We start from the raw sequence: 24,078 nt of genomic DNA on the forward strand, positions 1-24,078 counted from the left end.
GCGCCCGCGCCGCACCCGCAGCAACTCGTCCAGGATGAGGCAGGCAACGCCCAGGGTGATCGCTGCATCGGCGAGGTTGAACGAAGGGAAATACCAGCCCGCATGGTGGAACTGCAGGAAATCGACCACGTGGCCGTGATGGTCGGCGCCGCGGACACGCTGGCGCAGGCACTGGCGCGCGAGACCTGGGAAGAGGCGGGCTTGCGCGTCGCCGATCTGATCGGCGTGGCGCACGGCGGCCACGTGCTGCTCGAGCACCCGAGCAGCGGCGGCGGTGACGGCGGCGCGGGCTATATGGTCGAGCGCATCGACTGGTTCCGCGCCCGGCTGCCCGACGGCATGCTGCCCTGCAACCAGGACGGCGAGGTGCAGCGCTTCGAGCTGCTGCCGCCGAGCACCCTGCGCGCGTGGCTCGTGCAGGGGCTGTTCACGCTGGAAGCCGGCTTGGTGATCGCGGGGTTTCTCGGGCTGTGAGCGTGGCGCCCGCGCCGCACCCGCAGCAACTCGTCCAGGATGAGGCAGGCAACGCCCAGGGTGATCGCTGCATCGGCGAGGTTGAACGAAGGGAAATACCAGCCCGCATGGTGGAACTGCAGGAAATCGACCACGTGGCCGTGATGGTCGGCGCCGCGGACACGCTGGCGCAGGCACTGGCGCGCGAGACCTGGGAAGAGGCGGGCTTGCGCGTCGCCGATCTGATCGGCGTGGCGCACGGCGGCCACGTGCTGCTCGAGCACCCGAGCAGCGGCGGCGGTGACGGCGGCGCGGGCTATATGGTCGAGCGCATCGACTGGTTCCGCGCCCGGCTGCCCGACGGCATGCTGCCCTGCAACCAGGACGGCGAGGTGCAGCGCTTCGAGCTGCTGCCGCCGAGCACCCTGCGCGCGTGGCTCGTGCAGGGGCTGTTCACGCTGGAAGCCAGCCTGGTGATCGCGGGGTTTCTCGGGCTGTGAGCGTGGCGCGCGGGGTCAGCGCCCGCGCCGCACCCGCAGCAACTCGTCCAGGATGAGGCAGGCAACGCCCAGGGTGATCGCCGCGTCGGCGAGGTTGAACGAAGGGAAATACCAGCCCGCATGGTGGAACTGCAGGAAATCGACCACGTGGCCGTGCCGCAGCCGGTCGAGCACGTTCCCGATGGCGCCGCCGAGGATGCCCGACAGCGCAAAGCAAAACAGCTTTTGCCCGGGGTGCGCGCGCAGCTGCCAGACGATGAAGACCGTGGCCACCAGGCCGACGCCGGTGAACAGCCAGCGCGGCCAGTCGCCGGCGTTCGAGAGGAAGGAAAACGCCGCCCCCGTGTTGTGCACCCGCACGATGTTGAAGAACTGGGTGACGGTCTGCGCGTCGCCCAGCTGGTAGTAGCCGACGATGAACGCCTTGCTGATCTGGTCGGCGAGCAGGACGAGCAGCGCCCAGACCAACCAGGGCCGCATGCGCGCGCCGGGGCGCCCGACCAAGGCTGCGCGCACCATCAGGCGTGCGTCCGGCTCTCGCCGGCGCCGTAGAGGTTGCTCGTGCAGCGTGCGCACAGGCCGGGGTGCGCGCTGTCGTGGCCCACGTCGCTGCGGTAGTGCCAGCAGCGTTCGCATTTCGTGTCGGCGCTGGCGCGCACGTCGATCTGCAAGCTGCTGCCCGCGACCAGTTCCACCGCCGAGGTGATGAAAACGAAGCGCAGGTCCGCGCCCAGGCTGGCGAGCAGCGCGTGGTCCTCGGGCGCCGTGGTGAGCCGGAGCAGAGTTTGCAGCGACGAGCCCACCAGGCCCTGCACGCGCAGCGCCTCGATCTCCTTGTTCACCGCGTTGCGGATCGCGCGGATGCGCGCCCACTTGGCGAGCAGCCCCTCGTCCGCGGCGGCGATGGTGCCGTAGGTTTCCAGGAAGATGGACGCGGAGCCGCCGCCGAACAGCTTCCAGGCCTCTTCGGCGGTGAACGACAGGAACGGCGCCATCCAGCGCAGCATGGCGTGCGTGATCTGGTGCAGCGCGGTCTGCGCGCTGCGGCGCGCCAGGCTCTTGGGCGCCGTGGTGTACAGGCGGTCCTTGAGCACGTCCAGGTAGAAGCCGCCCAGGTCTTCCGAGCAGTAGCGTTGCAGCCCGGAGACCACGGGGTGGAATTCGTAGACCTTGTAGTGCGCCAGCACCTGGGCCTGGAACTGCGCCGCGTGCGTGAGCGCGTAGCGGTCGATCTCCAGCATCTGCGCGAACGCAACGGCGTCGTGCGCGGGGTCGAAGTCGCTCACGTTGGCGAGCAGAAAGCGCAGCGTGTTGCGGATGCGGCGGTACGCATCGACCACGCGCGCGAGGATTTTTTCGTCGCCCGCAATGTCGCCCGAGTAGTCGCTCGCGGCCACCCACAGGCGGATGATTTCCGCGCCCAGCTTTTGCGTGACCTCCTGCGGGTCGATGCCGTTGCCCAGCGACTTGCTCATCTTGCGCCCGTGGCTGTCTACGGTGAAGCCGTGCGTGAGCAGGTCGCGGTAGGGCGCGCGGCCCTCGATGGCGCTGGCCAGCAGCAGCGAGCTGTGAAACCAGCCGCGGTGCTGGTCGTGGCCCTCGAGGTACAGGTCGGCCTCGGGGCCGCTGTCGTGGTGTCCCTCGGCGTGCGTGCCGCGCAGCACGTGGCTGAAGGTGGAGCCCGAGTCGAACCACACCTCCAGGATGTCGCTGCTCTTGCCGTAGTGCGCGGCGTCCTCGGCGCCCAGGATGTCCTCGGCGCTCATGCGGCTCCAGGCCTCGATTCCGCCCTGCTCGACGATGGCCGCCGCCTGGTCCAGGATTTCCATGGTGCGCGGGTGCAGCTCGCCCGAGTCCTTGTGCAGGAAGAACGGGATCGGCACGCCCCAGCTACGCTGGCGCGAGATGCACCAGTCGGGCCGGTGGGCGATCATGTCGTGCAGGCGGGCCTTGCCGTTCTCGGGGTAGAAGCGGGTGCGCTCGATGGCTTCGAGCGCGCTCTGGCGCAGCGTTGCGGGCGCCTTGTCCCGGGTGAACACGCCCTCGCCCTCGTCCATGCGCACGAACCACTGCGCCGCCGCGCGGTAGATCACGGGCGTCTTGTGGCGCCAGCAATGGGGGTAGCTGTGCTGCAGGTCCTGCGTGGCCAGCAGGCGGTCGGCGCTGCGCAGCGCCTTGATGATCGCGGGCACGGCTGGCCAGATGAGCCGGCCGCCAAACAGCGGGAAGTCCACCGCGTAGTAGCCGTCGCCCTGCACGGGGTTCAGAACGTCGTCCAGCGCCAGGCCGTGCGCGCGGCAGGAGTTGAAGTCGTCCAGGCCGTAAGCGGGCGCGGAATGCACGATGCCGGTGCCGTCCTCGGCCGTGGCGTAGTCGGCCAGGTACACGGGCGACAGGCGGCGGTAGCCCGCGTCCACGTCGTACAGCGGATGCTCGAAGGCGATGGCGTCCAGGTTCTTGCCCGGCGTGGTGGCGATCACTTGGCCGCTCAGGCCATAGCGCGCCAGGCACGCGGCCACCAGCGGCTCGGCCACGAGCAGGATGCGCGCGCCCACGTCGACCAGCGCGTAGTCGATCGCGGGGTTGAGGTTCAGCGCCTGGTTCGCGGGAATGGTCCAGGCGGTGGTGGTCCAGATGACGGCAAATGCGTCCCTGTCCAGCGCCGGCAGGCCGAACGCCGCCGCCAGCCGGGCGCGCTCGTGCGCCTTGAAGGCCACGTCCAGCGCGACGCTGCGCTTGTCGGCGTACTCGATCTCGAACTCGGCCAGCGAGCTGCCGCAGTCAAAGCACCAGTACACGGGCTTGAGGCCCCGGTACACGAAGCCGCGCTCGATCACGCGCTTGAACGCACGGATCACGCCCGCCTCGTTCGCGAAGTCCATGGTCTTGTAGGGCCTGTCCCATTCGCCGAGAACGCCCAGGCGCTGGAAGTCGGCCATCTGCTGCGCGATCTGCCCGGTGGCGTACGCGCGGCTCCTGGCCTGCATGGTGTCGCGCGAGAGCTTTCGGCCATGCTTCTTTTCGATCATGTTCTCGATCGGCAGGCCGTGGCAGTCCCAGCCGGGCACGTAGAGCGCGTCGAAGCCCTCGAGCTGGCGCGCCTTGGTGATCATGTCCTTGAGGATCTTGTTCACCGCGTGGCCCATGTGGATCTGGCCGTTGGCGTAGGGTGGGCCGTCGTGCAGGATGAACTTGGGCGCGCCGCGGCGCGCCTCGCGCAGGAGCTGGTAGAGCCCCTGTTCCTGCCACTGCCTGACCCAGAGTGGCTCGCGCTTGGGCAGATCGCCGCGCATGGGGAAGGGGGTGTCGGGCAGGTTCAGCGTGCTGCGGTAATCCGTGGCAGCGGGGGCGGGGCGGGCGGTATCAGACATCGGGGGGCCTTGAAGACTGGGCGCTGCGGGGCGGGTCCGCAGCATGATGGGGAGCGCGCAAGGCGGATGGTCGCCGCCGCGTGCGCCGGGTGGGCGCTGCGCTCTCAAATTCGGTCGCGTGTGGTCTGGCGCAGGGTTCCGGCGTGCACCGTGGCAAAGTAGGCGCGTGCGTCGGCGCAGTCCTTGGCGATTCCCGCAGTCAGGGCGTCGAGACCGGCGTACTTCAGCTCATCGTGCAATTTGTGCAGCAGTTCCACGCGCACGATCTTACCGTAAGCCCCTTCGGGGCCCAGGTCGGCGGGCCATTGCAGGCAGTGCGTCTCCAGCAGCACGCGGCCGCCGTTCACGTCGTCGGGGTCGAGCGAGGGGCGCACGCCCAGGTTCGCCACACCCGGCAGCGGCGCCGCGCCGAGCCCGTGCACCAGCACGGCGAAGATGCCGCTGGCGGCGGGCTTCCAGTGCGCAAAGCGCAGGTTCAGGGTGCGAAAGCCGGCGCCCGAACCGGTCGCGCCCAGCGTGCGCCCGAGCTTGCGGCCATGCACCACGTGGCCGGAGACGGCGTACGGGCGCCCGAGCAGGCGCGCCGCCGCCGCCATGTCGCCCCGGGCCAGCGCCTGGCGCACGGCGGAGCTCGATACGCGCAGGCCATGCACCTCGTAGCGGTTCATGCGCGCCACGTCGAAGCCCCGCGCCTGCGCGGCCGCATCCAGCATGGCGTAGTCCCCCGCGCGCTGGCAGCCGAAGCGAAAGTCGTCGCCCACCAGCACGTACCGGGCGCCCAGGCCCTGGAGCAGCACCGCGTCGATGAATCCCTCGGGCGACTGGGCCGCAAGCCGCGCGCCAAAGGGCAGCACCACGGTCTGGCGCACGCCGCAGCGCGCCAGTTCGGTCAATTTGTCGCGCAGCGTGCCAATGCGCGCAGGCGCCAGCTCGGGCCGGTTGTGCGCGCCTGCAAAGTAATCGCGCGGATGCGGCTCGAAGCTGAGCACGCAGCTCTCCACGCCCCGGTGCGCGGCCTCGCTGTTGAGCAGCGCCAGCAGCGCCTGGTGGCCCCGGTGCACGCCATCGAAGTTGCCGATCGTCAGCGCGCACGCAGGGGCAATCCCCGGATGCTGGAATCCACGAAAGATCTTCATCGGTTCGTTATATTTTTGATAGCAGCATGCGCAAGTGCACCAAGCACGGGACGCCGATTTGTCATGAAAACAAGGTATATTGTGACCGACGGGCGGTCCTGCGACCGCCCGCACGGTATCCGTATCCCGGATCCTCGTATCCCCCGTGTTTCAGGAGGCGTGTTTTGAAGGTCTTGAAGCTGTCAGCCCAGGGACTGCCCCAGTCGTGGATCTCGCTCGAGCAGGCGGTGATTCACTACGCCGCGGGCGAGGTGCGCTGGGAATCGGGCGGCCAGATCACGCGCTTTCGCGGCGGCTACAACGCCGTCACGGGCGAGCAATCGGTGATCGACGTGAACAGCATCATCGGCACCAAGGGCGTTCCCACGATCAACCCCTTCAACCTCAAGCCCGGCCTGACGAACGGCAAGCTCTTCGCGCGCGACCGCAACGTCTGCGCCTACTGCGGCGGGCATTTCCACGAAGAGAACCTGACGCGCGAGCACATCGTGCCCTTTGCGCGCAACGGGCAGGACCACTGGATGAACGTGGTCACGGCCTGCCGCCCCTGCAACCACCGCAAGGGGCCGCGCACGCCCGAGCAGGCGCATATGCCGCTACTGTACGCGCCCTACGTGCCCAGCCTGTGGGAAGACTTCATCTTACGCAACCGGCGCATCCTGGCCGATCAGATGGAGTTTCTGATGGCCCACGTGCCCAAGTCGTCCCGCCTGCTGGCCTGAGCTGAATGTAAGCGTTCAGCCTCTCTGCAACGCGAAAAAAACCGGTGCGGCCCGGAGCCCACCGCCTTTAAAACCCCCATCGGCTCTGGCAGTCTGAAAAAGACGCAGCCATTGCGCCGCAAGCCCGGCAAATGGGTCGCGCCATGAGCGTCCCCGGTGCCGTCCACCGCGGCATGGCCGTATCGATAATCGGTCCAGGTCACCGATTAATTGGGGTGCATTGCAAATTGTTTATGGCAACAAATCCCCACACGCTGTTGCAATAAATCCGCAAGACCTGGGGGCGCAGTGAGATAGTAGCCGGGCGGTATGGCACACATTGATCTTCGAAGATGGATATCCCCGTGAACACCCATTCAGGCGATGCGCAGGGACTCGTCGGACGAAATTTGCTGCTTTGGGCTCCAGCAACCCTTGGGAATGACGGCATCCGGGTAGACAAACGGGCGGCTGCGCCTGGAGATATTCGCATATGACAAAGTCATCTGACCACCACCCGTGCAGCGTGCCGCAGGGCTTCACGCTGATCGAGTTATTGGTGACACTCGCCCTGGCCGTCACCCTGGGCAGCTTGGCGGCCCCCTCGGTGCGTGATTTCATCGTGCGCAGCAAGCTGACCAATCTCGGCAACGAATTCAAAAGCAGTGTTCTGAAAGCCCGCAACGAGGCGGTCAATCGCAACACATGCGTCACCCTGTGCATGAGCAGCAGCGCGGGCGACGCCGCTCCGCAATGCACGGCGACGGGGGCGGATTGGGAGGTGGGTTGGATTGCCTTTCTCAACCCCAGCTGCGACAGCGGTGCCACGGCGCCAAAAGATGACATCAACATGCTGCTGGTTCACCAGGCAAGCGGAGCAGATTACAAATTGCAGGCACAGGCGAGCAAGAAGAAAATGACTTTCAATGCCCGTGGAGCACCCGGTGTGGCCGATTTGGATCAATTCAACATGATTTATAAAGATGCCAGCGATGAACTGACAAAAAAATATGCGTTCAACATTTGCATGGATGGCCTGGGGCGTACCCGCACGCTGCCTCCGGACAAAACATGTGCAAATTATAAATAATGGAATCATATGAACCATCTGCATGCGCTATCCAGAGCCGGACCGTCGTTCGCACACGGTGTGACCTTGATTGAAATGATGGTGGCGGTCCTCGTCATGTCCATCGGTTTGCTGGGTATTGCCGGGCTCCAGGCGGCCAGTTCCAAATACAAGATAAACACATGGGCGCGCTTGTCCACATCGACCCTGCTTTCCGACTTGTCGGAACGGATCCGGATCAATCCGGATGTCGCAGGGACCAGTTTTGCCGCCGAAGGGGTGAGCAGCGCGTCAGCGTACGTGATCAATGACGACTGGAAGACCCAGCAGTCGGCCACGCTGGTCGTGACGAAGAACTGTGAAACGACAGTGTGTACTGCCTCGGAGCGTGCCACTTTTGATTTGCTCGTCTGGCGCCAGCGGGTTCGCGAGAGCATGCCGCAGGGTGCGGCCCAGATCACGGGGGATAGAAGGAACGGGTTGACGGTCACGATGATGTGGTTTGACAAGGAGCAACTGAGGCCGGCGAGTGGCGTGCTGGTTCTGGCCGCTGCACATACCTGCGTCGCGGCGACGGACAAGGGAATGGCCCAGCAAACTTGCTGCCCGGCGGCTGCCGCTGTTCCGGTCGGGGTTCGCTGTGCCCGCTTCTCTTTTATTCCGTGACGCGCATGCTCCCATGCACGCGACGCCAACAGGGCCTGACCATCGTCGAACTGATGGTGGCGATGAGCATCAGCCTGGTGATCGTGGTTGCTGCTGCTTATGTTTATCTGGCAACGCGCGAATCACAGCGTGCTATCGACAGAACTTCCAGCAGCCGCGAAACCGGTGCATTCGTGATGCAGATGCTGGGACGTGAAATCATGAATGCCGGGTTTTATCCTGCCGCATCGGTGTCGATTCCTCCAGACCCCGCCCAAAAGGGCATGTACGACACCTATCCCCCGCTGCCATCTGATCCACGAGTGGATACGGACTGGCAGAATCCCGCGATCGGCTGGCCTCCTGCAGCATTCCAGTCGGGTATTTATGGCTGCGACGGTGGAGTATTCGACGTGGCCACCAGCACCTGCCCCGCTACCGTGAATGCCGATGCAGACACCCTGGTCATCAACTATTTCACCAGCGATACCAAAAACATGGGAACCAGTACCGGGCGACGCCTGGATTGCACTGGCAGCGATGTGGCTCCAGAGACGGCGGGAGGAGGAGACCCGCACAACGACGAGCGTAAGAAAAACTCCAACGGCACTCCGCCAACGCCAACGCCAACGCAGACGGATGAAAACATTCCCCCACAGCTGCCTGTTTTTGTATCGAATCGTTTTACGTTAAAGGCGACCAATATCGCAGTCGACCAACAAGAAATCAAGACCAAAAGCCTTGTCTGTAGCGGGAATGGGAAAAGCCCCCATGGAAAACCAGCTGATGCAGAGACATACCAGGCCATCATTGAAGGTCTGGAAGATCTCCAATTGACGTATGGTGTTTACGACAGCGAAACTACCGTGACCCCATCGCGATTCTACACGGCGACAGAAGTCAGTGCCTTGGGCACCCTGACGCTCAATGGCGTGGCCGTACCCCCTTGGCTGCGTGTGACGGCTGTGCGCGTTTGTCTGCTGACGCGCACCCTGGGGGGCAGTACGCGCATTGCAGACAAGGCAGGTGCTCTGCGCAAATACCGCGATTGCAGCGACACCGCAAAAGATCAACCCTCTGGAGACACCATCACCCGACATATTGAGGTGTTTGGCCTGCGCAATAGCATGAAGCAGTATTATTAGAATGCAAAGTTGCGGGGCAAACAAGAAATGCATATGACAGCAAAACAGCGAGCGCATGGCGTGGCACTGGTGGTCGTATTGCTATTTCTGGTTGCGATCACCGGAATCAGCGTCTGGACAGCCCGGCAATCAATGCTTGCGGAAGGTATGGCGCGCAATCAGATGGACCAGGAAGCCGCCAAGCAGGCAGCAGAATCAGCCCTGCGGGACGCTGAGCGGGACATAGACACTGCATCATTGGGGGCCAAGATGGACAAAGCATTGTGCCAGCGCTATGCATCTCCGACGAATACCAATGGCCTGAACCCCAATGATTTCAATGCGGATTGCAAGCAGGGCCTTTGTTTTATGGCTGATGCCGATTATGCGAAAAGCGATTGGAAGACGGCGGGCAATGCGGAGCCTTGGTGGCCAAAGAGCAAAGGGGGGAAGTGGAATGATGGTCCGAATGCAAAACCAGATTCAGCGAACCTCGCCCGCTGTTCCTCGTTCACGGGAGGTGTTCCTTTGGGAACATATACCGGCGTTCCTCCCATCCCCGGCGTGGCCAAACAGCCGGAATACCTGATCGAAGTATTCAGACGCAAACAGATACGAATGAATTTTGAGGAAACCCGCGTGACTTCGACGAACGAGAAAGCCAACCAGTGGTCCACCATGTATCGGGTCACGGCCCGGGGTTTCGGTTATTCGCAGAGAACCCAGGTGGTTCTGCAGGCAGTGTTTTTTCCATGATGGTCGAGAAGTGTCAGGAGCATGTCATGAAGATATATGATTATATGAAATCAGGTTTGCTGCTTGCCGCGCTGTTCAGCACGGTGAATCTGTCGGCAGGGCCTTTGGATGTCTCTGCACCGAGAAATACAATACCGCCAAACATCGTCAGTACGGCCAACATACCCATGCTGATGTTGACGGCATCCAAGGACCATCTGCTTTTTGGTCCCATTTATACCGATTTTGAAGATCTTGATGATGATGGCGTGGTTGATACCACCTTCAAGCCGACTTTTGAGTATTATGGATATTTTGATTCAATCAAATGCTATTCTTATGACAATACAACCGGACAATTCAATCCAAGCGTCATGGCCACCCAAACCACAAAAACTGTCGGCACGGTGACTTCGACAAAATACAGTTGCCCATCTGGAAAATCCTATTGGAGTGGCAATTTTCTTAATTGGGTAACAATGACCCGGTTGGATACTGTCCGCAAAATGCTGTACGGTGGTTATCGTGACGTAGATGTCAAAGATTCTACTGTTTTAATGGGATCCAGATTAACTTGGGACGCGCACTCATTTGTCAAATACTACAATGGAAAAGATATTGGAGAATACACTCCGTTCAGTGAGGCAAGTCTTACCAAGGCAGCAGGGCCCAACGCCAACGCATACGCAGGGCTGAGTATTTGCATCACTGGCACGCGGGATGAGGCTTCGAACACAGCGGCCCAGAGATCGCAGCCCATCATGCGCTTGGTCAAGGGAAATGTACGATTCTGGTCTACCGTAGAGTGGATAGCATGCCGATGGCGTGAGGATTATAATTTTGGGACTGGCGTCAAGCAGCAACTTGGGACTTTTGGTCCTAAACTTGCGCGATTTTACTCCTCTACAGAAACGGGGAACGGAGGGGTCAATCATGAAATAAGCATCCCGCTAAGGTCCACGGATGGCGCTGTTTATTCAGGTACCGGTCCTGATTTGAATGTTCGGGTCAAGGTTTGTGATCCCAATTTATTGGGAGAAGAGCGATGCCAGGCATTTCCACCTAACTCTACGACTAATTTCAAACCCTATGGATTGCTTCAGGAATTTGGCTACCCCAAGGCCATTGGAGAAGCGACCCGGGCAGAGTTTGGGTTGATCACTGGAAGTTATGACAACTACCACCAGGGTTATGTTGGTTATAACAACTACCATGACCTTCTGAATAATAATCTCCAGGTGGTAGGGGCAGCAGGGGCATTGCGGAAAAACATGGGTGATCTGGAGGATGAGATGAACCGTACGACCGGTGTTTTTTGCCACAGCCCTGGCTCTGGTTGCACGACTTTGCCGGATGGTCGAGTTACAGGTGTTGGCGTGATCAAGGCATTTGATTCCATGCTTCTTTATAGTCGCGCGCCCGCCCCAACTGGCTACAGCAGTGATGCGGCCTGGCTCAACCCCATGGGTGAAATGCTTGTTCAAGCATTGCAGTATTATGCCAACATCAAACCATCTACCAATCCATCCAGCGCTACCAATCCCAACGACAGCAGCGTCGGCATGCCGCTTCCCGAATGGAGTGATCCACTCGCGGATTCGCCTGCGCGAAAGGCAAAATACGGCAATGCAGTTTGCCGTCCGCTGAATATATTGGCGATTTCTTCCAGCACGCTCAGTTATGATGAGAGGGCGGGCGCTCCATTCGGAACTCTGCCCGGATCTCAAGCGGGTCTTGACTCCTTCGTCAACAAAATAGGTGATGCAGAGGGTATCACTGGCACCGCCCGCTCCGTAGGCTCTGTTCCCGGGAACGATGATAAATCGTGTTCTGCCAAACAAATTAATCGTCTTTCGGAGGCGAGAGGCATTTGCCCTGAAGCCCCGGCCGTGAGAGGTTCCTACCATATTGCGGGGGCAGCGCTCTACGGCAATACCAAGCCGATTCGCACACTGTCCGCCCCTCCCGCAGATCTGAACACAGTCGAAAATGCGCTGAAGGTCAGGACAATGACGGCTTCCCTCGCGGGTGGGGCGCCGCGCATTGATGTTCCTGTTCCCGCTGACCTTGATGCCCCTCCCCCCCCTGCGCCTCTTACCCCTGCCAGCCCAAAAAAATATGTCTCCATCACGCCTGAAAGTGTTCAAGACTCCGGCGTACCAAACTCACCCTTGAGCTTTGTATCGATCAGTTCCGGTCCGCTCTATGGTGCGTTTATCGTGACTTGGAACGACATATTTGCGGCTGCTGACTACGACATGGATATCACGGGTTTCATCCGGTATGATTTGATCAGAAATAAGAGTTCACCTTCTGGTTGGGACATCAGGATTCGGACAGATATTCCCAATGTGTGCGGTGGTCGCTCGGGAACGCATGGTTTCAGCATCGTCGGAGTTCAGAAGCGGGATGGTAGCCACACCAGCGCTAATGGCCGATATCTGACGCATCAACATGGCGGAGGGATACTATCCAATATGCCACCAGTGACTCAGTATTTGTGTGGTGATACTAATTATCGCAACAAGACACTCGCTGGCACCACTGTGACGTACGAGAAGACCGTGTGTAATGTTACTGGTGATGGCACCACAGGAGATCCCGTGTTTGATAATTTATATGGTCGCATTGCTAATGAGTGCTCAGTAAAGAATATGGATTATTTGCACGACGAAACATTCCATATGATTGGTGAAGCGGATGCCCTCATCAAGGATCCACTCTGGTACGCCGGAAAATATGGATCGTTCAAGTCCAGTGTCAAAAGTGCCGATGGCACCTACAGCACCGTGGACATGCCTTCCACCCAGTTGGACTGGGACAGTATCAAAGCAGATGGAAACGATGGTTCGGATGGTATTCCGGACGGTTATTTTCTTGCGCGACGCCCGGAGTTACTCGAAGCGCAGTTGCACAAGGCGCTGAATGTAGTCGCCAAAACATCGAGTGCTGCCCCCGCCGTTGCATCAGTGCAATTGACAGGGAATGACTATAAATATGTGGTGAAATTTGATAGTACTACCGTGTCAGGTACCGTGGATGCCTATAAGGTTGATTCTGAAGGTGAATTCAGTAGTTCGGTCGCCTGGGAGGCGGAGAAATTGCTCGATACCCGCGTCAGTACTGATTCGGGAAAAAATAGATCAATTATTACCAACAATGGAAATGGTTCGTCTGCAGGCGTGAAGTTCCGCTGGGCATCTTTGCCTGCGGCATATAAAAAACAGATGACGACAGACAGCACCAATAAATTGTCGGAAGCGAATGCAGAGGTGGTGCTAGATTATATGCGTGGAGATAAAACAAAGGAAGAGATCAGCGGTTTGCGCAAACGTGATGGCGGTTTTATCGGTCCGGTGGTGAATGGAGCACCCTGGGTCCAGGGCAGTCCCGGTTCTACCCTGGCTGGTATTGGGGCAGATGGTTATGCCAAGTTTTTCGGAGACCATAAAGAGCGCGTCAAACTGCTTTGGGTAGCCGCAAACGACGGCATGCTGCACGCGTTCAATTCGGACACAGGCGCTGAAGTTTTTGCCTATGTGCCAGGCGTATTGGCCAACCGACTGGCGGAGATACCATTGCAGCGGGGCACTGGTGCGCGTACAAAATTGGGTGGAAAGAATTTTGTCACAGGCGATGAAAAAAAACCTGTGGGAACGGTTTGGCCCTATGTGGACGGGAGTCCTTTTTCTGCCGACGTCAAAGTGGAAGCCGATTGGAAAACCTATGTCTTCGGCACCTTGGGACGTGGCGGCAAGGGTATTTTTGCTTTGGATACCACTGTGGTTGCCGATTTGACGGAGTCCAATGCTTCCAAGATATTCAAGTGGCAATTCACCTCGGATGACGATGAGGATCTGGGATATATTACAGGTGATGTGTCGATTCATCCTGCGTCCAGTCAAGCGCTGCCGGTTGCCAAAATGAATAATGGAAAATATGCCCTGCTTCTGGGCAATGGAAATAAATCCCAAACGGGTAAAGCGGTGTTGTTCATTCTTTATGTGGATGGCCCCAGTGGAGGCAGTTGGACGGGGCGCTACAAGAAAATTGTGGTGGATGCCGGTCCCGATAATGGACTGTCAGCGCCCCGCTGGGAAGATATTGACGGCGATGGCACAGCGGACGTTGCCTATGCAGGTGATATGAAAGGCAATGTCTGGAAATTCAATCTCGCAGACAAGAGTCCGGCCAAATGGGATTCTGCATTTAAAACGGGAACCACCGCGCAACCCTTGTACACTGCCACCTATGTCGACACTGCCGGCAACGTGACACCTTTGCCGATTAGCACGGCACCACAACTTTTGTTTATGGGAAAGGGCGGATTAATGGTCAATTTTGCCACTGGCAATGCATTTGAAACCGGAGATTTTCCCAGGACTGGCGTGGTGCAGCGGGTTTATGGTATTTGGGATCGACCCGGCCTGGGAATCCCGCCGGGGGGACGCGCTCGGCCCGTCGGGATCAAAACCTTGGCGGCCCGAAGCTACACCCGAAACGCTGATGGCGTAGTCACCATCAAGACCGATACCACTTTGAATTGGTCTACCCACGATGGATGGTATATGGATTTGCCAGGCTCTGCGGAGGCGGTTTTGTCAGACCCTTCTCTGGACGCGGGGGTCATGACCTTTGTGACGGTTCGTCCGAAGGGGGCTGCCAGCAGTGACTGTTCTTCAACCCCCGAATCATCGCTCTATACCGTGGATCCGATTTCTGGTCGGGCTGAACGCAATATTCAGGGCAGCATCATGGTGTCCAACCTCGATGTGCTGGTTGCAGCCAATGACATTAGCGATCAAAAGGTGCGTGTGGTCGCTGACCGAACCAAAAAACCTTTCAAAACCACGACCAAGGCTTGTACGGCCGGAGAATCCGGCTGCACTTGCGTGGGCACTAAGTGCACCAAGCAAGAGGCCCCTGTCTGCGGGCCCGGTCAACGCGCAAAAAGAGTCACCGGGCGCAGCGTTGACGCTGTTCTGTGCACCAGCACTGCGCCCCGCTTGCAATGGCGGGAAATCCCCGGCTTGAGGACAGATCAATGAACCATAAGCGGACGCAGCGTGGTTTTACGCTGATCGAGGTGATGATCGTCACGGCGATCATCGCCATATTGGCCGCCGTGGCCTATCCCTCATACAGGGAGTATATTGCCAAGTCCAGGCGTGCCGAAGCCAAGACCATCCTGATCAGTGCCCAGCAATGGATGGAGCGGTTTTATACGGAGAACTTTCGCTACGATGAAAATAGTGCCGGCGTGGCCGTGAGTGATCCATCACAGTTTCCCTCCCGCTTCAGTGTTTCTCCAGTTCCTGGTCAGGGTAGCCCGGTTTACAAAATTTCCCTGGATACTTCCATTAAGCGTGACGAATATTCTGTAAAGGCTGATCGGCTAGCGGGCTCTGTGATGGCCAATGATCGCTGCGGAGATTTTTCCATCGATCATCTGGGGAGAAAAGATCTGAAGAATTACTCCGGATTTGCCGACAAATCGGCTGCCATGGAGGCTTGCTGGAAGTGACGATGGGTGGCCACGGCCCAACTCATTGAGCAAAGCACGAGCGCAGCAGGGAATGACAAAACCTGTCCGGCTCCTCCAGCATCATCATGTGGCCGCAGCCGGGCAGCACCGTGTCGCTGCGCGCGCCTTGCCGAACCCACGCGGGCACGTTCCAGCTCGCTGCGGATCGGCTGCCGGCCAGAAGATGGACGGCAATACCGCGCGCCATGAGTTGGCGCACGGTTTGCAGGTAGCCAGGTTCGGCGGTTTCCTCTACCACCGCGCGTGCCATGGCCTGCAGCGTAGCGGCTGGCTGGTTGTGCAGGATGCAATGCGCCATTTGCAGCCGCTCGGCGGTGGCGGCGATGCCGCTCCGGGATAGCCAAGCCGCTGGATCGCTCTGGATGCGTTGCAGTTCGTTGGCCCATTCGTCTGCGCCGAGCGGGGCGATGCGGCGGCACATGAAGGCGTCGTCCAGCGTGAAGTTGCCTTCTGCGCTGACGATGCTCTTCACCAAATCGGGGGCGCGTGCCGCTGCGAGCACCACCACCGCCCAGCCCACGCTGTGGCCGAGCAAATGGCAGGGCTTCGGTCCCAGGGCGCGCACAATGCGCACCACTTCGTCGGCCTGCGCCGCCAGGCTCAGTTGCGCCTGCGGTTCCCGGCTGCCATAGCCGAGCAGATCCGGGGTCAGCACCGTGATCTCCGGCATGCGGGCCGTCAAGTTGAAGCAGTGCAGCGGTCCGAACAGGCCGTGCACCATCACCAGGGGGATATCGTTTCGCATCGTGTTCCTTTCTCATCAGGCCTTGGCCGGGGTCGGCGCAGGACTGGGCGGGTGGGCAGCATAATGCCGGACCTTTGATATCCAGGCCGCATGGCCGGACCCCAGCATGAGCAGCAAACACCTGCAAATCAGCCATGAAAACGCCGTGCTGCGCATCACGCTCGCGCGGCCGGAAGTCCGCAATGCGTTCAGCGAGGAAGCCATCGCCGCGCTCACTGCGGCCTTTGCCGAGGCCGGGGCGCGTGCCGACGTGCGCGCCGTGGTGCTGGCCGCGCAGGGCCCCGCGTTCTGCGCCGGCGCCGATCTGAACTGGATGCGCCGCATGGCCGACTACACGCGCGAGGAGAATCTGCAGGACGCCGCCAAGCTCGCCGAGATGCTGCGCGTGATGCACGAATGCCCCAAGCCGACGATCGCCCGCGTGCAGGGCGACGTGTACGCCGGCGGAATGGGGCTGGTGGCCGCGTGCGACATGGCGGTGGCGGTGGATACGGCGGGCTTTTGCCTGAGCGAGGTGAAGCTCGGGCTCATCCCCGCGACCATCAGCCCCTACGTGGTGCGCGCCATGGGCGCGCGGGTGGCACAGCGCTACTTTCTCACGGCCGAGCGCTTTGGCGCGGCCGAGGCCCTGCGCATCGGCTTCGTGCACGAGGTGGTGCGCGCCGAGGCGCTCGACGCCAAGGTCGACGAACTGCTCGCGGCGCTGCGCGGCACCGGCCCCGACGCCGTGCGCGCTTGCAAGAAGCTGCTGCGCGACGTCTGCGGGCGCGAGATCGACGCCCGCCTGATAGCGACCACGGTGCAGGGCATTGCCGATATCCGGGCCAGCGGCGAGGGCCGGGAGGGCGTGCAGTCCTTTCTGAACAAGCGCCAGCCTGCCTGGCTGCGGACCTGATGCCTGTTCTTGCCCGTCGCCCATGAACGCGCTCCGGCAGAAGGCATGGCATGTTCCAGAAGATACTGATTGCAAACCGCGGTGAAATTGCCTGCCGCGTGGCGGCCACTGCGCGCCGCATGGGGGTGAAGACGGTCGCGGTGTATTCCGACGCCGACGCGCACGCCCGGCACGTGGCAGCCTGCGACGAGGCGCTGCACATTGGCGGCAGCGCCCCCGGCGAAAGCTATCTGCGCGCGCAGCGCATCATCGAAGCCGCGCAGGCCACGGGCGCGCAAGCCATACACCCCGGCTACGGCTTTCTGAGCGAGAACGCAGGCTTCGCCCAAGCCTGCGCCGATGCGGGGCTGGTCTTCATCGGTCCGCCCCCTTCGGCGATCCGGGACATGGGGTTCAAGGCCGGCTCCAAGCAACGCATGGAAAAGGCCGGCGTGCCGCTGGTTCCCGGCTACCACGGCGCCGACCAGGACCCGGCGCTGCTCCGGGCCGAGGCCGACCGCATCGGCTACCCCGTGCTCATCAAGGCCAGCGCGGGCGGCGGCGGCAAGGGGATGCGCACGGTGGACAGGGCCCAGGATTTCGCCGCGGCGCTCGACGCCTGCCGGCGCGAAGCCCGCAACAGCTTTGGCGACGACGCCGTGCTCATCGAGAAGTACCTGCAGCGCCCGCGCCACATCGAGATCCAGGTGTTTGGCGACAGCCACGGCAACTGCGTGCATCTGTTCGAGCGCGACTGCTCGGTGCAGCGCCGCTACCAGAAACTGCTCGAAGAGGCCCCTGCGCCCGGCATGGCGCCGGAACTGCGTGCCCGGATGGGGCAGGCCGCCGTGGCCGCTGCCCGCGCGGTGAACTATGTGGGCGCCGGCACGGTGGAGTTCATCGCCGAGCAACGCGCGGACGGCACGCTGGACTTCTTCTTCATGGAGATGAACACCCGCCTGCAGGTGGAGCATCCCGTGACCGAAGCCATTACCGGGCAGGACCTCGTGGAATGGCAGCTGCGCGTGGCCTGCGGCGAGCCGCTGCCTTTGACGCAGGAGCAACTCCGGATCAACGGCCATGCGATCGAGGCGCGCATCTGTGCGGAAAACCCGGAAAAGGATTTCTTGCCCGCCACGGGCACGCTCGCGGTCTGCGGCCTGCCCGAGGGCACGGCCTTCGAGCACGGCGCGGTGCGCGTCGATTCCGGCGTGCGCCAGGGCGATGCGATCAGCCCGTTCTACGACCCCCTGCTGGCCAAACTCATCGTGCACGGCGCCACCCGTGCGCAGGCGCTGGCGCGGCTCGACGAGGCGCTGGCCCGCACGCACATCGTGGGCCTGGACAGCAACGTGCAGTTTCTGCGCCGCTTGGCCCGCAGCGACTCGTTTGCCAGCGCCCGCCTCGATACGACCCTGATCGCGCGCGAGCAGGCGGCGCTGTTCCAGCGCGAGGACCTGGGCCTGCCCTTGGCCGCAGCCGCCGCCGTGGCGCAGACCCTGCTGCGCGAGCGGGCGAGCGAAGGCGCGGACCCGTTCAGCCGCCGCGATGGTTTCTGCAGCCACGGCCTGCTGCGGCGCCGCTTCGAGTTTGCGTTCGGCGACGCGCGCGCGACAGCCTGGCTGACCTATGGGCGCGGCGCCAACTGGCATCTGACCGTAGGCGAGGGCGCGGCGCAGCAGGCCGGGCCGCTGGTCTTTGGCCCGGCGGCGCAGGGCATCGATCTGCAATTTGCCGGCCTGCGCACGCACGCCGCCGTATACACGCAGGGCGAGGTCGAGCATGTATTCACCCCGCTGGGCGCCACGCGGATCGTGGCCATCGACCTGCTGGCCCACGCGGGCGAAGTGGAGGCGCCCGCCGGGCGCCTCACGGCCCCGATGCCGGGCAAGCTGCTGTCGTTCGCCGTAAGGGCCGGCGACAAGGTGCGCCAGGGCCAGCCGCTGGCGGTGCTGGAGGCCATGAAGATGGAGCACTTGATCGTCGCCCCCCTGGACGGCGTGGTGCAGGAACTGCTCTACGCACCTGGCGATCAGGTCAGCGAAGGGGCGGAGTTGCTCAGGCTGAGCGCAGAGCCCAGAATAACGCCACACATGATGGACAAATAAACGAAAATCGTCCAAAATGTGTGGCGTTATGCCAAGCAAGCCACTGCCCATGTTCCCCGCCGAGAAGAAGCTGCTTGCCGATTTCGGCGAGCGTCTCCGGCTTGCCCGGTTGCGCCGGGGCTATACGGCGGAGTTGGTTGCCGAAAGGGTTGGTATCTCCAGAATGACGCTTGGCCGGGCAGAGCAGGGTTCGCCAGCGGTTTCTCTTGGCGTCTATCTGAGGATCTTGGTCGTTCTCAATTTGGAGGGCGACATGGACGCCCTCGCGGCCGATGATCGCCTTGGGCGCAGATTGCAGGATTTGGGGGTTCCGGCACGCAAGCGAGCCAAGGGGAAATAATATGCCGGACAAGATGGAAGTGTGGCTGGATGCTGATCTCGTGGCAGCGCCGCAACGTGTGGGAACACTATTCCATGATCGTGGGCAGGTCTGGTTCTCCTACGCCAATGCCTGGCTGAAAAATCCGGTTTGCTTTGCTCTCGATCCGGACCTGACGCTGGATGCGGCGCCATTCTTTCCGAAACCGGAGACGGGTAGCTTCGGCATATTTCTTGATTCCTCACCGGACCGCTGGGGGCAGACGTTGATGAAACGCCGTGAAATGCTGGAAGCAAGGGATGCCAAAAGGCCCGTGCGCAATTTGTACGCATGGGACTATCTGGTTGGCGTTCAAGATGAAACACGGCAAGGCGCTTTGAGATTTCGGCGCGAGGGGGAGAACACTTTTGCGTCCGTGCACCCATTGGCAGCACCTCCTGTCACCAGCCTTCGTGCGTTGCAGGCCGTCGCATATGAGCTTGCAAATAAGCGGATTGATGACTTGAATGCGCTGCGGCAATGGTTGTCCGTGCTGGTAGCTCCCGGTTCCTCGCTTGGAGGCGCGCGGCCAAAGGCGAATTTCCGGGAACTGGATGGTTCGTTATGGATCGCAAAGTTTCCTGCGCGGGACGACAGCCTCGACGTCGGTGCATGGGAAGGTGTCGTGCATTCGTTGGCGCAGAACGTGGGTATTCATGTCCCGCAAGCAAAGACTGTCCGGCTCGGCGGCGATCACCATGCATTCTGTGTAAAGCGGTTTGATCGGAATGCAAACCAGCGGGTCTTCTATTCATCCGCGATGACGCTGCTCAGAAAGGAGCAAAGCGAAGGCTCCAGCTATTTGGAGATGGCCCATTTTCTGCAAACGCATGGCGCTGCGCATCTGATCGAGGAAGGGCTTGGGCAACTGTTCCGGCGCGTGGCATTCAACGTTGCAGTGGCAAACAGGGACGATCATCTTCGGAACCACGGATTCCTTCTTCGGCCCGGTGGTTGGGCACTTGCACCAGCATTTGACGTCAATCCGAACCCGGACAAGAGCGAGCATGTTCTTGCCGTTGACGATGGTGATAACCGGCCGAGCCTGGATACGGTGTTGCTTACCGCTGAATGGTATGGGTTGAAACCGGCGCGCGCAGAAGAGATCATCGGCGAAGTCGTTGACGGGGTGAAAAAGTGGCCTCAGGTGGCGCGTCGTTTTGGCATTGGTGGTGCGGAGATAGCGCTGATGCAAGGTATATTTGGCGTGCCACCGGATTCTGACGGTGATTCAGGACAAGATCGTGTTTCTCCCTAGATGAATGGCAGGCTGGAATCCCATGAAAATCACCTTTTGCTGCGCCAACACCGAGTCCGGGCCCTGGCTGCAAGGCTTGGCCGCTGCACTGCCCGGCGCCGACGTCAGCCTGTGGCAACCCGGCGCGCCGCAGGCCGACTACGCCGTGGTTTGGGAGCCGCCCCAGCGCTTCATGGACGAGCAGCCGGGCCTCGAGGTCCTGTTCAACATCGGCGCGGGGGTGGACGCCCTGCTCCCGTTGCGTCTGCCGCGCGCCGCGCGCGTGGTGCGCTTGGACGATGCGGGAATGGCCGTGCAGATGGCCGAGTACGTGTGCCATGCGGTGATCCGCCATTTCCGCGCGCTCGATGCCTGCGCGGCCGATACGCGGGCCGGGCGCTGGGACTGCCACGGGCCGCGCCAGCGCAGCGATTTCCCGGTCGGCGTCATGGGTCTGGGGGTGCTGGGCGCGCGCGTGGCCCAGGCCCTGGCGCATTTCGAGTTTCCGGTCAACGGCTGGAGCCTCTCGCCCAAGGCCCTGGCCGGCGTGCGCAGTTTCAGCGGGGCCGGGGCCCTCGACGCCTTTCTGGCGTGCAGCCGCGTGCTGGTGAACCTGCTGCCGCTGACTCCCGCCACGCAGGCAATCCTGCACCGCGGGACGCTCTCGCGGCTGCTGCCCGGCGCTTACGTGATCAACGCCGCGCGCGGCGCGCACCTGGTCGACGAGGATCTGCTGGCGCTGATCGACAGCGGTCACGTCGCCGGCGCCACGCTCGACGTGTTCCGCACCGAGCCGCTGCCCGCCGGCCATGCGTTCCGAACCCATCCCGCGATCACCGCCACGCCGCATATCGCGGCGCGCACGCTGCGCGAGGAAAGCATTGCCCAGATTGCGCGCAAGATCGCGGCACTTCAGCGGGGCGAGTCCGTGGCCGGGATGCTGGACCCGGCGCAGGGCTACTGAGCCCGAAGCGGCGCCGTGCGCTCGCGAGCCTCCAGCCAGCGCGCGTAGTCTGCCGGGTAGGCCGCCCGGTAGCGCTGCATGTGAAAGGCCGCGTCGTCATCTCGCCCGAGCAAGATGGCACTTTCGATCAGCGGTTCGATCACGCGGGGCTCGGGGGAGAAGTGCAGCAGCTTGTTGGCGACTGCAAACACCTGCCCCGCGTTGTCCTGCGTGGGCCGGACGTTCGGCAGCAGCGCAAAATCGACTTGGTCCGTGAAAAACGGCGTCGTGCCGACCTTGCGCACGGTGTCGTTGCGCAAGGAGGGCGCGCGCTCGTCCAGGGGCATGTAGAGCTGGCTGACGCGGTAGAAGTCCCACCCGGCGTACGCGCCCAGCGCCACTGCGGCCCCCGTCGCCAGGGCGGCGCCCAGCCGCAGGACCGAAGCAGCGGCCCCGCACGGCAGCGGCCAGCGGCACAGCAACATCAGGGCCAGCCATGTGACCAGTTGGAAGGGCCCATACCACAGGGGAAATTCCAGCAGGCTGTGCAAGCCGACGAGCGCCAGGACGCCCCAGGCCAGTTGCCGGCCGGGGTCGCGCTCGCTCCAGGGTTTGCTGCGCAGCAGCCAGACGAGCAGCGCCGCGCAAAACAGCGCGGCGGCGGGCAGCCCCAGTTCCACGGCCAGATGCAGGGGCAGGTTGTGGGCATTGTCCAGCAGCGCGCAGAAGCGCTCCCCCGGGAACAGGGTGACGTAGTGCGCGTAGTCCAGTTCGCCCCAGCCCCATCCGGTCCAGGGCTTTTGCGCGATCAGGTGCAGCACGTTGCTCCAGAGCACGGCGCGGCTGTTGCAATCGGCGGACCCGGCGGCGAAGCGCGTGAACAGATCCTCTGCGACGACCCCGGTCCAGGCCTGCAGGACAACCGGCAGGGCCCACGCGGCCAGGCCATGGAATACCAGCGCCGCGAGCGCCAGGTCCCGGGACCTGCGCTCCCCTGCGACCGGCCAGAGCGCCGCCATGGCCACCACGAGCAGCCATTGCAGCGCCCCGGTGCGCGACGCGGTGGCAGCGCTGGCGGCGGCCAGCAGCGCCAGCGCGGCAGCGCTGAGCCCGGCGGGCAGCCACTGTGTGCGCGGTTTTCCTGGCGCAGCGCCGGTGCTTGGCGCCTGTTCGAAGAGCCACAGCACGGCGAGTGCGCCCAGGCTGATGAGCGAGGCCTGCTGATTGCGCTGGCGCAGATTGCCGATGGCCTGCCCGGGACTCGACGGCTGCACCCCGGCAATTTCCGGGTCTCCCAGAAAGTACTGCAGCAGCCCGATGGCGCTCGCCGCGAGCGCGGCGCACAGCAGCCCGGCAGCCAACTCCCTGGCGGAAACGACGCACCACGGCGCTGTGCCGGACGCCGCCCGCCCGCGCGCGTCCGCCAGGGCCAGCAGCACCGCGGCGCAGCCCCAGGCGGCGAGCAGCGGCCAGAAATTGGTGCTCGGCGGCCGGGTAAAGCAAAACAGAAAGGGCCATGCCAGCGCCAGCAATCTCAGCGGCGTGCGCATGGCGGAGGAAAGCATGTCGGAGCGGAAAAAAGCGGGTGCGGGCACCGCGGATCATAGACGCCACGGTGACAACGGAGCAGACATTGGGCGCGCGCCGGGGGCGTTTGCGCAAGCGGCTGCTCATACAATGTGCGGTCCTTCAGCACAAGGCCAATCGCTTTGAAAAACCGGGCTGTGCCGCAGGCAGCGGGACAGAAAGTCGCATGCGAATTGATGAAGAATCTGCAAAAAACACCCGCACCCTTCCCTTCGCCGGCGCCAGCAACTTTCGCGATCTCGGCGGCTACCCGGGCCATGGCGGGCGGGTGGTGAAATGGCGCTGCCTGTTCCGTTCAGACCACCTGGCAGACCTCACCGCGCAAGACCGGGCCCTGCTCGCCACGCTGGGCGTGGCCCGCGCGGTGGACTTTCGCGGCCAGGCTGAGAGCGCCGCGTCTGCCTACGCATTCCCCGGGGTCGCGTACCACCCGCTGGCCATCGAACCCACCGTGGTGCAGCGCGCGCTCGAACTGCAACGCAGCGGCCGGCAGCTCAGCGCGCAAGACGCCGTGGGCCTGATGCAGGAAACCTACCGCGGCTTCGTGCACGACAGCGCCCCGCGCTTTGCCGCGCTGTTTCGCCTGCTGCTCGACGAGCGCCAGACGCCCCTGGTGTTCCACTGCACCGCAGGCAAGGACCGCACCGGCTTTGCCGCCGCCCTCATCCTGCTGGCCCTGGGCGTTGCGCGCGACCTGGTGATGCAGGACTACCTGCTCACCAACGCGCTCTACCGCCGCCCCAAGGGCGTTGGCAGCCACACCTCCGAGGAAGTGCTGGCCGTTCTCTGGCGCGTGCAGGAGGAGTTTCTGAACGCCGCGCTGCACCGCGTGGACCAGGACTTTGGCGGCGTTGCGGCGTATCTGGCGGATGCGCTGGGGGTCGATTCGGCCGCGCAAAGAGAGCTCGCCGGACGCTATCTGCGGGCGCCGTGATGCGCCAGGGTGG

18 protein-coding genes and 4 pseudogenes are annotated in these 24,078 nt (G+C 62.5%); 15 read left to right on the forward strand and 7 right to left on the reverse strand.

Annotated features, from left to right (window positions below; genetic code table 11):
* Positions 1-138 (reverse strand): annotated as a pseudogene (locus D5041_RS10895) (signal peptidase II); the annotation flags it as partial.
* On the opposite strand from D5041_RS10895, the pseudogene D5041_RS10900 reads away from it, so the two are divergent.
* Positions 139-474 (forward strand): annotated as a pseudogene (locus D5041_RS10900) (NUDIX domain-containing protein); the annotation flags it as partial.
* Between the two features lie 5 nt (positions 475-479).
* Here the strand turns inward: D5041_RS10900 and D5041_RS10905 are convergent.
* Positions 480-617: pseudogene (locus D5041_RS10905) on the reverse strand (signal peptidase II); the annotation flags it as partial.
* Here D5041_RS10905 and D5041_RS10910 point away from each other — a divergent pair.
* Positions 618-953 (forward strand): annotated as a pseudogene (locus tag D5041_RS10910) (NUDIX domain-containing protein); the annotation flags it as partial.
* 15 nt (positions 954-968) lie between these two features.
* Here the strand turns inward: D5041_RS10910 and lspA are convergent.
* From lspA to D5041_RS10925, 3 genes are all read right to left on the reverse strand, one after another.
* The gene (gene lspA / locus D5041_RS10915) at positions 969-1,472 is read right to left on the reverse strand and encodes a signal peptidase II (protein WP_265281469.1); all 504 of its coding nucleotides are present in this window, start codon (positions 1,470-1,472) and stop codon (positions 969-971) included.
* Complete coding sequence (gene ileS, locus D5041_RS10920; protein ID WP_265284715.1) at positions 1,472-4,324, reverse strand: isoleucine--tRNA ligase; 2,853 nt, start codon at positions 4,322-4,324, stop codon at positions 1,472-1,474. Before ileS ends, lspA begins: the two co-directional genes overlap by 1 nt.
* A 104-nt stretch (positions 4,325-4,428) precedes the next feature.
* Positions 4,429-5,460, reverse strand: a complete 1,032-nt coding sequence (locus D5041_RS10925) for a bifunctional riboflavin kinase/FAD synthetase (RefSeq protein WP_265284716.1) — start codon at positions 5,458-5,460, stop codon at positions 4,429-4,431.
* A 164-nt stretch (positions 5,461-5,624) separates the two neighbouring features.
* Here D5041_RS10925 and D5041_RS10930 point away from each other — a divergent pair, with 164 nt between their 5' ends.
* From D5041_RS10930 to D5041_RS10960, 7 genes are all read left to right on the forward strand, one after another.
* Positions 5,625-6,182 (forward strand): HNH endonuclease, encoded by a 558-nt coding sequence (locus D5041_RS10930; RefSeq protein WP_265257349.1) that lies wholly within the window; start codon positions 5,625-5,627, stop codon positions 6,180-6,182.
* A gap of 472 nt (positions 6,183-6,654) precedes the next feature.
* Entirely contained in the window at positions 6,655-7,251 is a 597-nt protein-coding gene (locus D5041_RS10935) for a GspH/FimT family pseudopilin (protein WP_265284717.1), read from the forward strand.
* Positions 7,252-7,260: 9 nt separating this feature from the next.
* A complete protein-coding gene (gene pilV, locus D5041_RS10940) occupies positions 7,261-7,896 on the forward strand; it encodes a type IV pilus modification protein PilV (RefSeq protein ID WP_265257347.1) in 636 nt (211 codons plus the stop codon).
* A gap of 5 nt (positions 7,897-7,901) precedes the next feature.
* Positions 7,902-9,020 (forward strand): PilW family protein, encoded by a 1,119-nt coding sequence (locus tag D5041_RS10945; protein WP_265284718.1) that lies wholly within the window; start codon positions 7,902-7,904, stop codon positions 9,018-9,020.
* A 33-nt stretch (positions 9,021-9,053) separates the two neighbouring features.
* Complete coding sequence (locus tag D5041_RS10950) at positions 9,054-9,755, forward strand: pilus assembly PilX family protein (protein WP_265284719.1); 702 nt, start codon at positions 9,054-9,056, stop codon at positions 9,753-9,755.
* Complete coding sequence (locus tag D5041_RS10955; protein WP_265284720.1) at positions 9,752-14,782, forward strand: pilus assembly protein; 5,031 nt, start codon at positions 9,752-9,754, stop codon at positions 14,780-14,782. The genes D5041_RS10950 and D5041_RS10955 overlap by 4 nt, the downstream gene beginning before the upstream one ends.
* Positions 14,779-15,258 carry a type IV pilin protein gene (locus D5041_RS10960; RefSeq protein WP_265257343.1) on the forward strand — a complete coding sequence of 160 codons (480 nt, stop codon included), beginning with the start codon at positions 14,779-14,781 and terminating at the stop codon, positions 15,256-15,258. The genes D5041_RS10955 and D5041_RS10960 overlap by 4 nt, the downstream gene beginning before the upstream one ends.
* 22 nt (positions 15,259-15,280) lie before the next feature.
* Here the strand turns inward: D5041_RS10960 and D5041_RS10965 are convergent, their stop codons facing one another.
* Entirely contained in the window at positions 15,281-16,024 is a 744-nt protein-coding gene (locus tag D5041_RS10965) for an alpha/beta fold hydrolase (protein ID WP_265284721.1), read from the reverse strand.
* A 106-nt stretch (positions 16,025-16,130) separates the two neighbouring features.
* Here D5041_RS10965 and D5041_RS10970 point away from each other — a divergent pair, with 106 nt between their 5' ends.
* The 5 genes from D5041_RS10970 to D5041_RS10990 are packed head-to-tail and all read left to right on the forward strand — an operon-like array spanning position 16,131 to position 21,565.
* Positions 16,131-16,919, forward strand: a complete 789-nt coding sequence (locus tag D5041_RS10970; RefSeq protein ID WP_265281458.1) for an enoyl-CoA hydratase/isomerase family protein — start codon at positions 16,131-16,133, stop codon at positions 16,917-16,919.
* A gap of 50 nt (positions 16,920-16,969) precedes the next feature.
* Entirely contained in the window at positions 16,970-19,006 is a 2,037-nt protein-coding gene (locus D5041_RS10975; RefSeq protein ID WP_265284722.1) for an acetyl-CoA carboxylase biotin carboxylase subunit, read from the forward strand.
* Between the two features lie 49 nt (positions 19,007-19,055).
* Positions 19,056-19,346, forward strand: a complete 291-nt coding sequence (locus D5041_RS10980) for a helix-turn-helix domain-containing protein (RefSeq protein ID WP_010103880.1) — start codon at positions 19,056-19,058, stop codon at positions 19,344-19,346.
* 1 nt (position 19,347) lies between these two features.
* Complete coding sequence (locus D5041_RS10985) at positions 19,348-20,622, forward strand: type II toxin-antitoxin system HipA family toxin (RefSeq protein ID WP_265284723.1); 1,275 nt, start codon at positions 19,348-19,350, stop codon at positions 20,620-20,622.
* Positions 20,623-20,644: 22 nt separating this feature from the next.
* Positions 20,645-21,565 (forward strand): 2-hydroxyacid dehydrogenase, encoded by a 921-nt coding sequence (locus tag D5041_RS10990; RefSeq protein ID WP_265284724.1) that lies wholly within the window; start codon positions 20,645-20,647, stop codon positions 21,563-21,565.
* On the opposite strand, the gene D5041_RS10995 is transcribed toward D5041_RS10990, so the two are convergent.
* Positions 21,559-23,094, reverse strand: a complete 1,536-nt coding sequence (locus tag D5041_RS10995) for a Wzy polymerase domain-containing protein (protein ID WP_265284725.1) — start codon at positions 23,092-23,094, stop codon at positions 21,559-21,561. The genes D5041_RS10990 and D5041_RS10995 overlap by 7 nt on opposite strands.
* A gap of 203 nt (positions 23,095-23,297) precedes the next feature.
* On the opposite strand from D5041_RS10995, the gene D5041_RS11000 reads away from it, so the two are divergent.
* Entirely contained in the window at positions 23,298-24,065 is a 768-nt protein-coding gene (locus D5041_RS11000; RefSeq protein WP_010103876.1) for a tyrosine-protein phosphatase, read from the forward strand.
* Positions 24,066-24,078 lie beyond the last annotated feature (13 nt).

Source organism: Verminephrobacter aporrectodeae subsp. tuberculatae (assembly GCF_026127385.1).
Taxonomy (GTDB): domain Bacteria; phylum Pseudomonadota; class Gammaproteobacteria; order Burkholderiales; family Burkholderiaceae_C; genus Acidovorax; species Acidovorax aporrectodeae.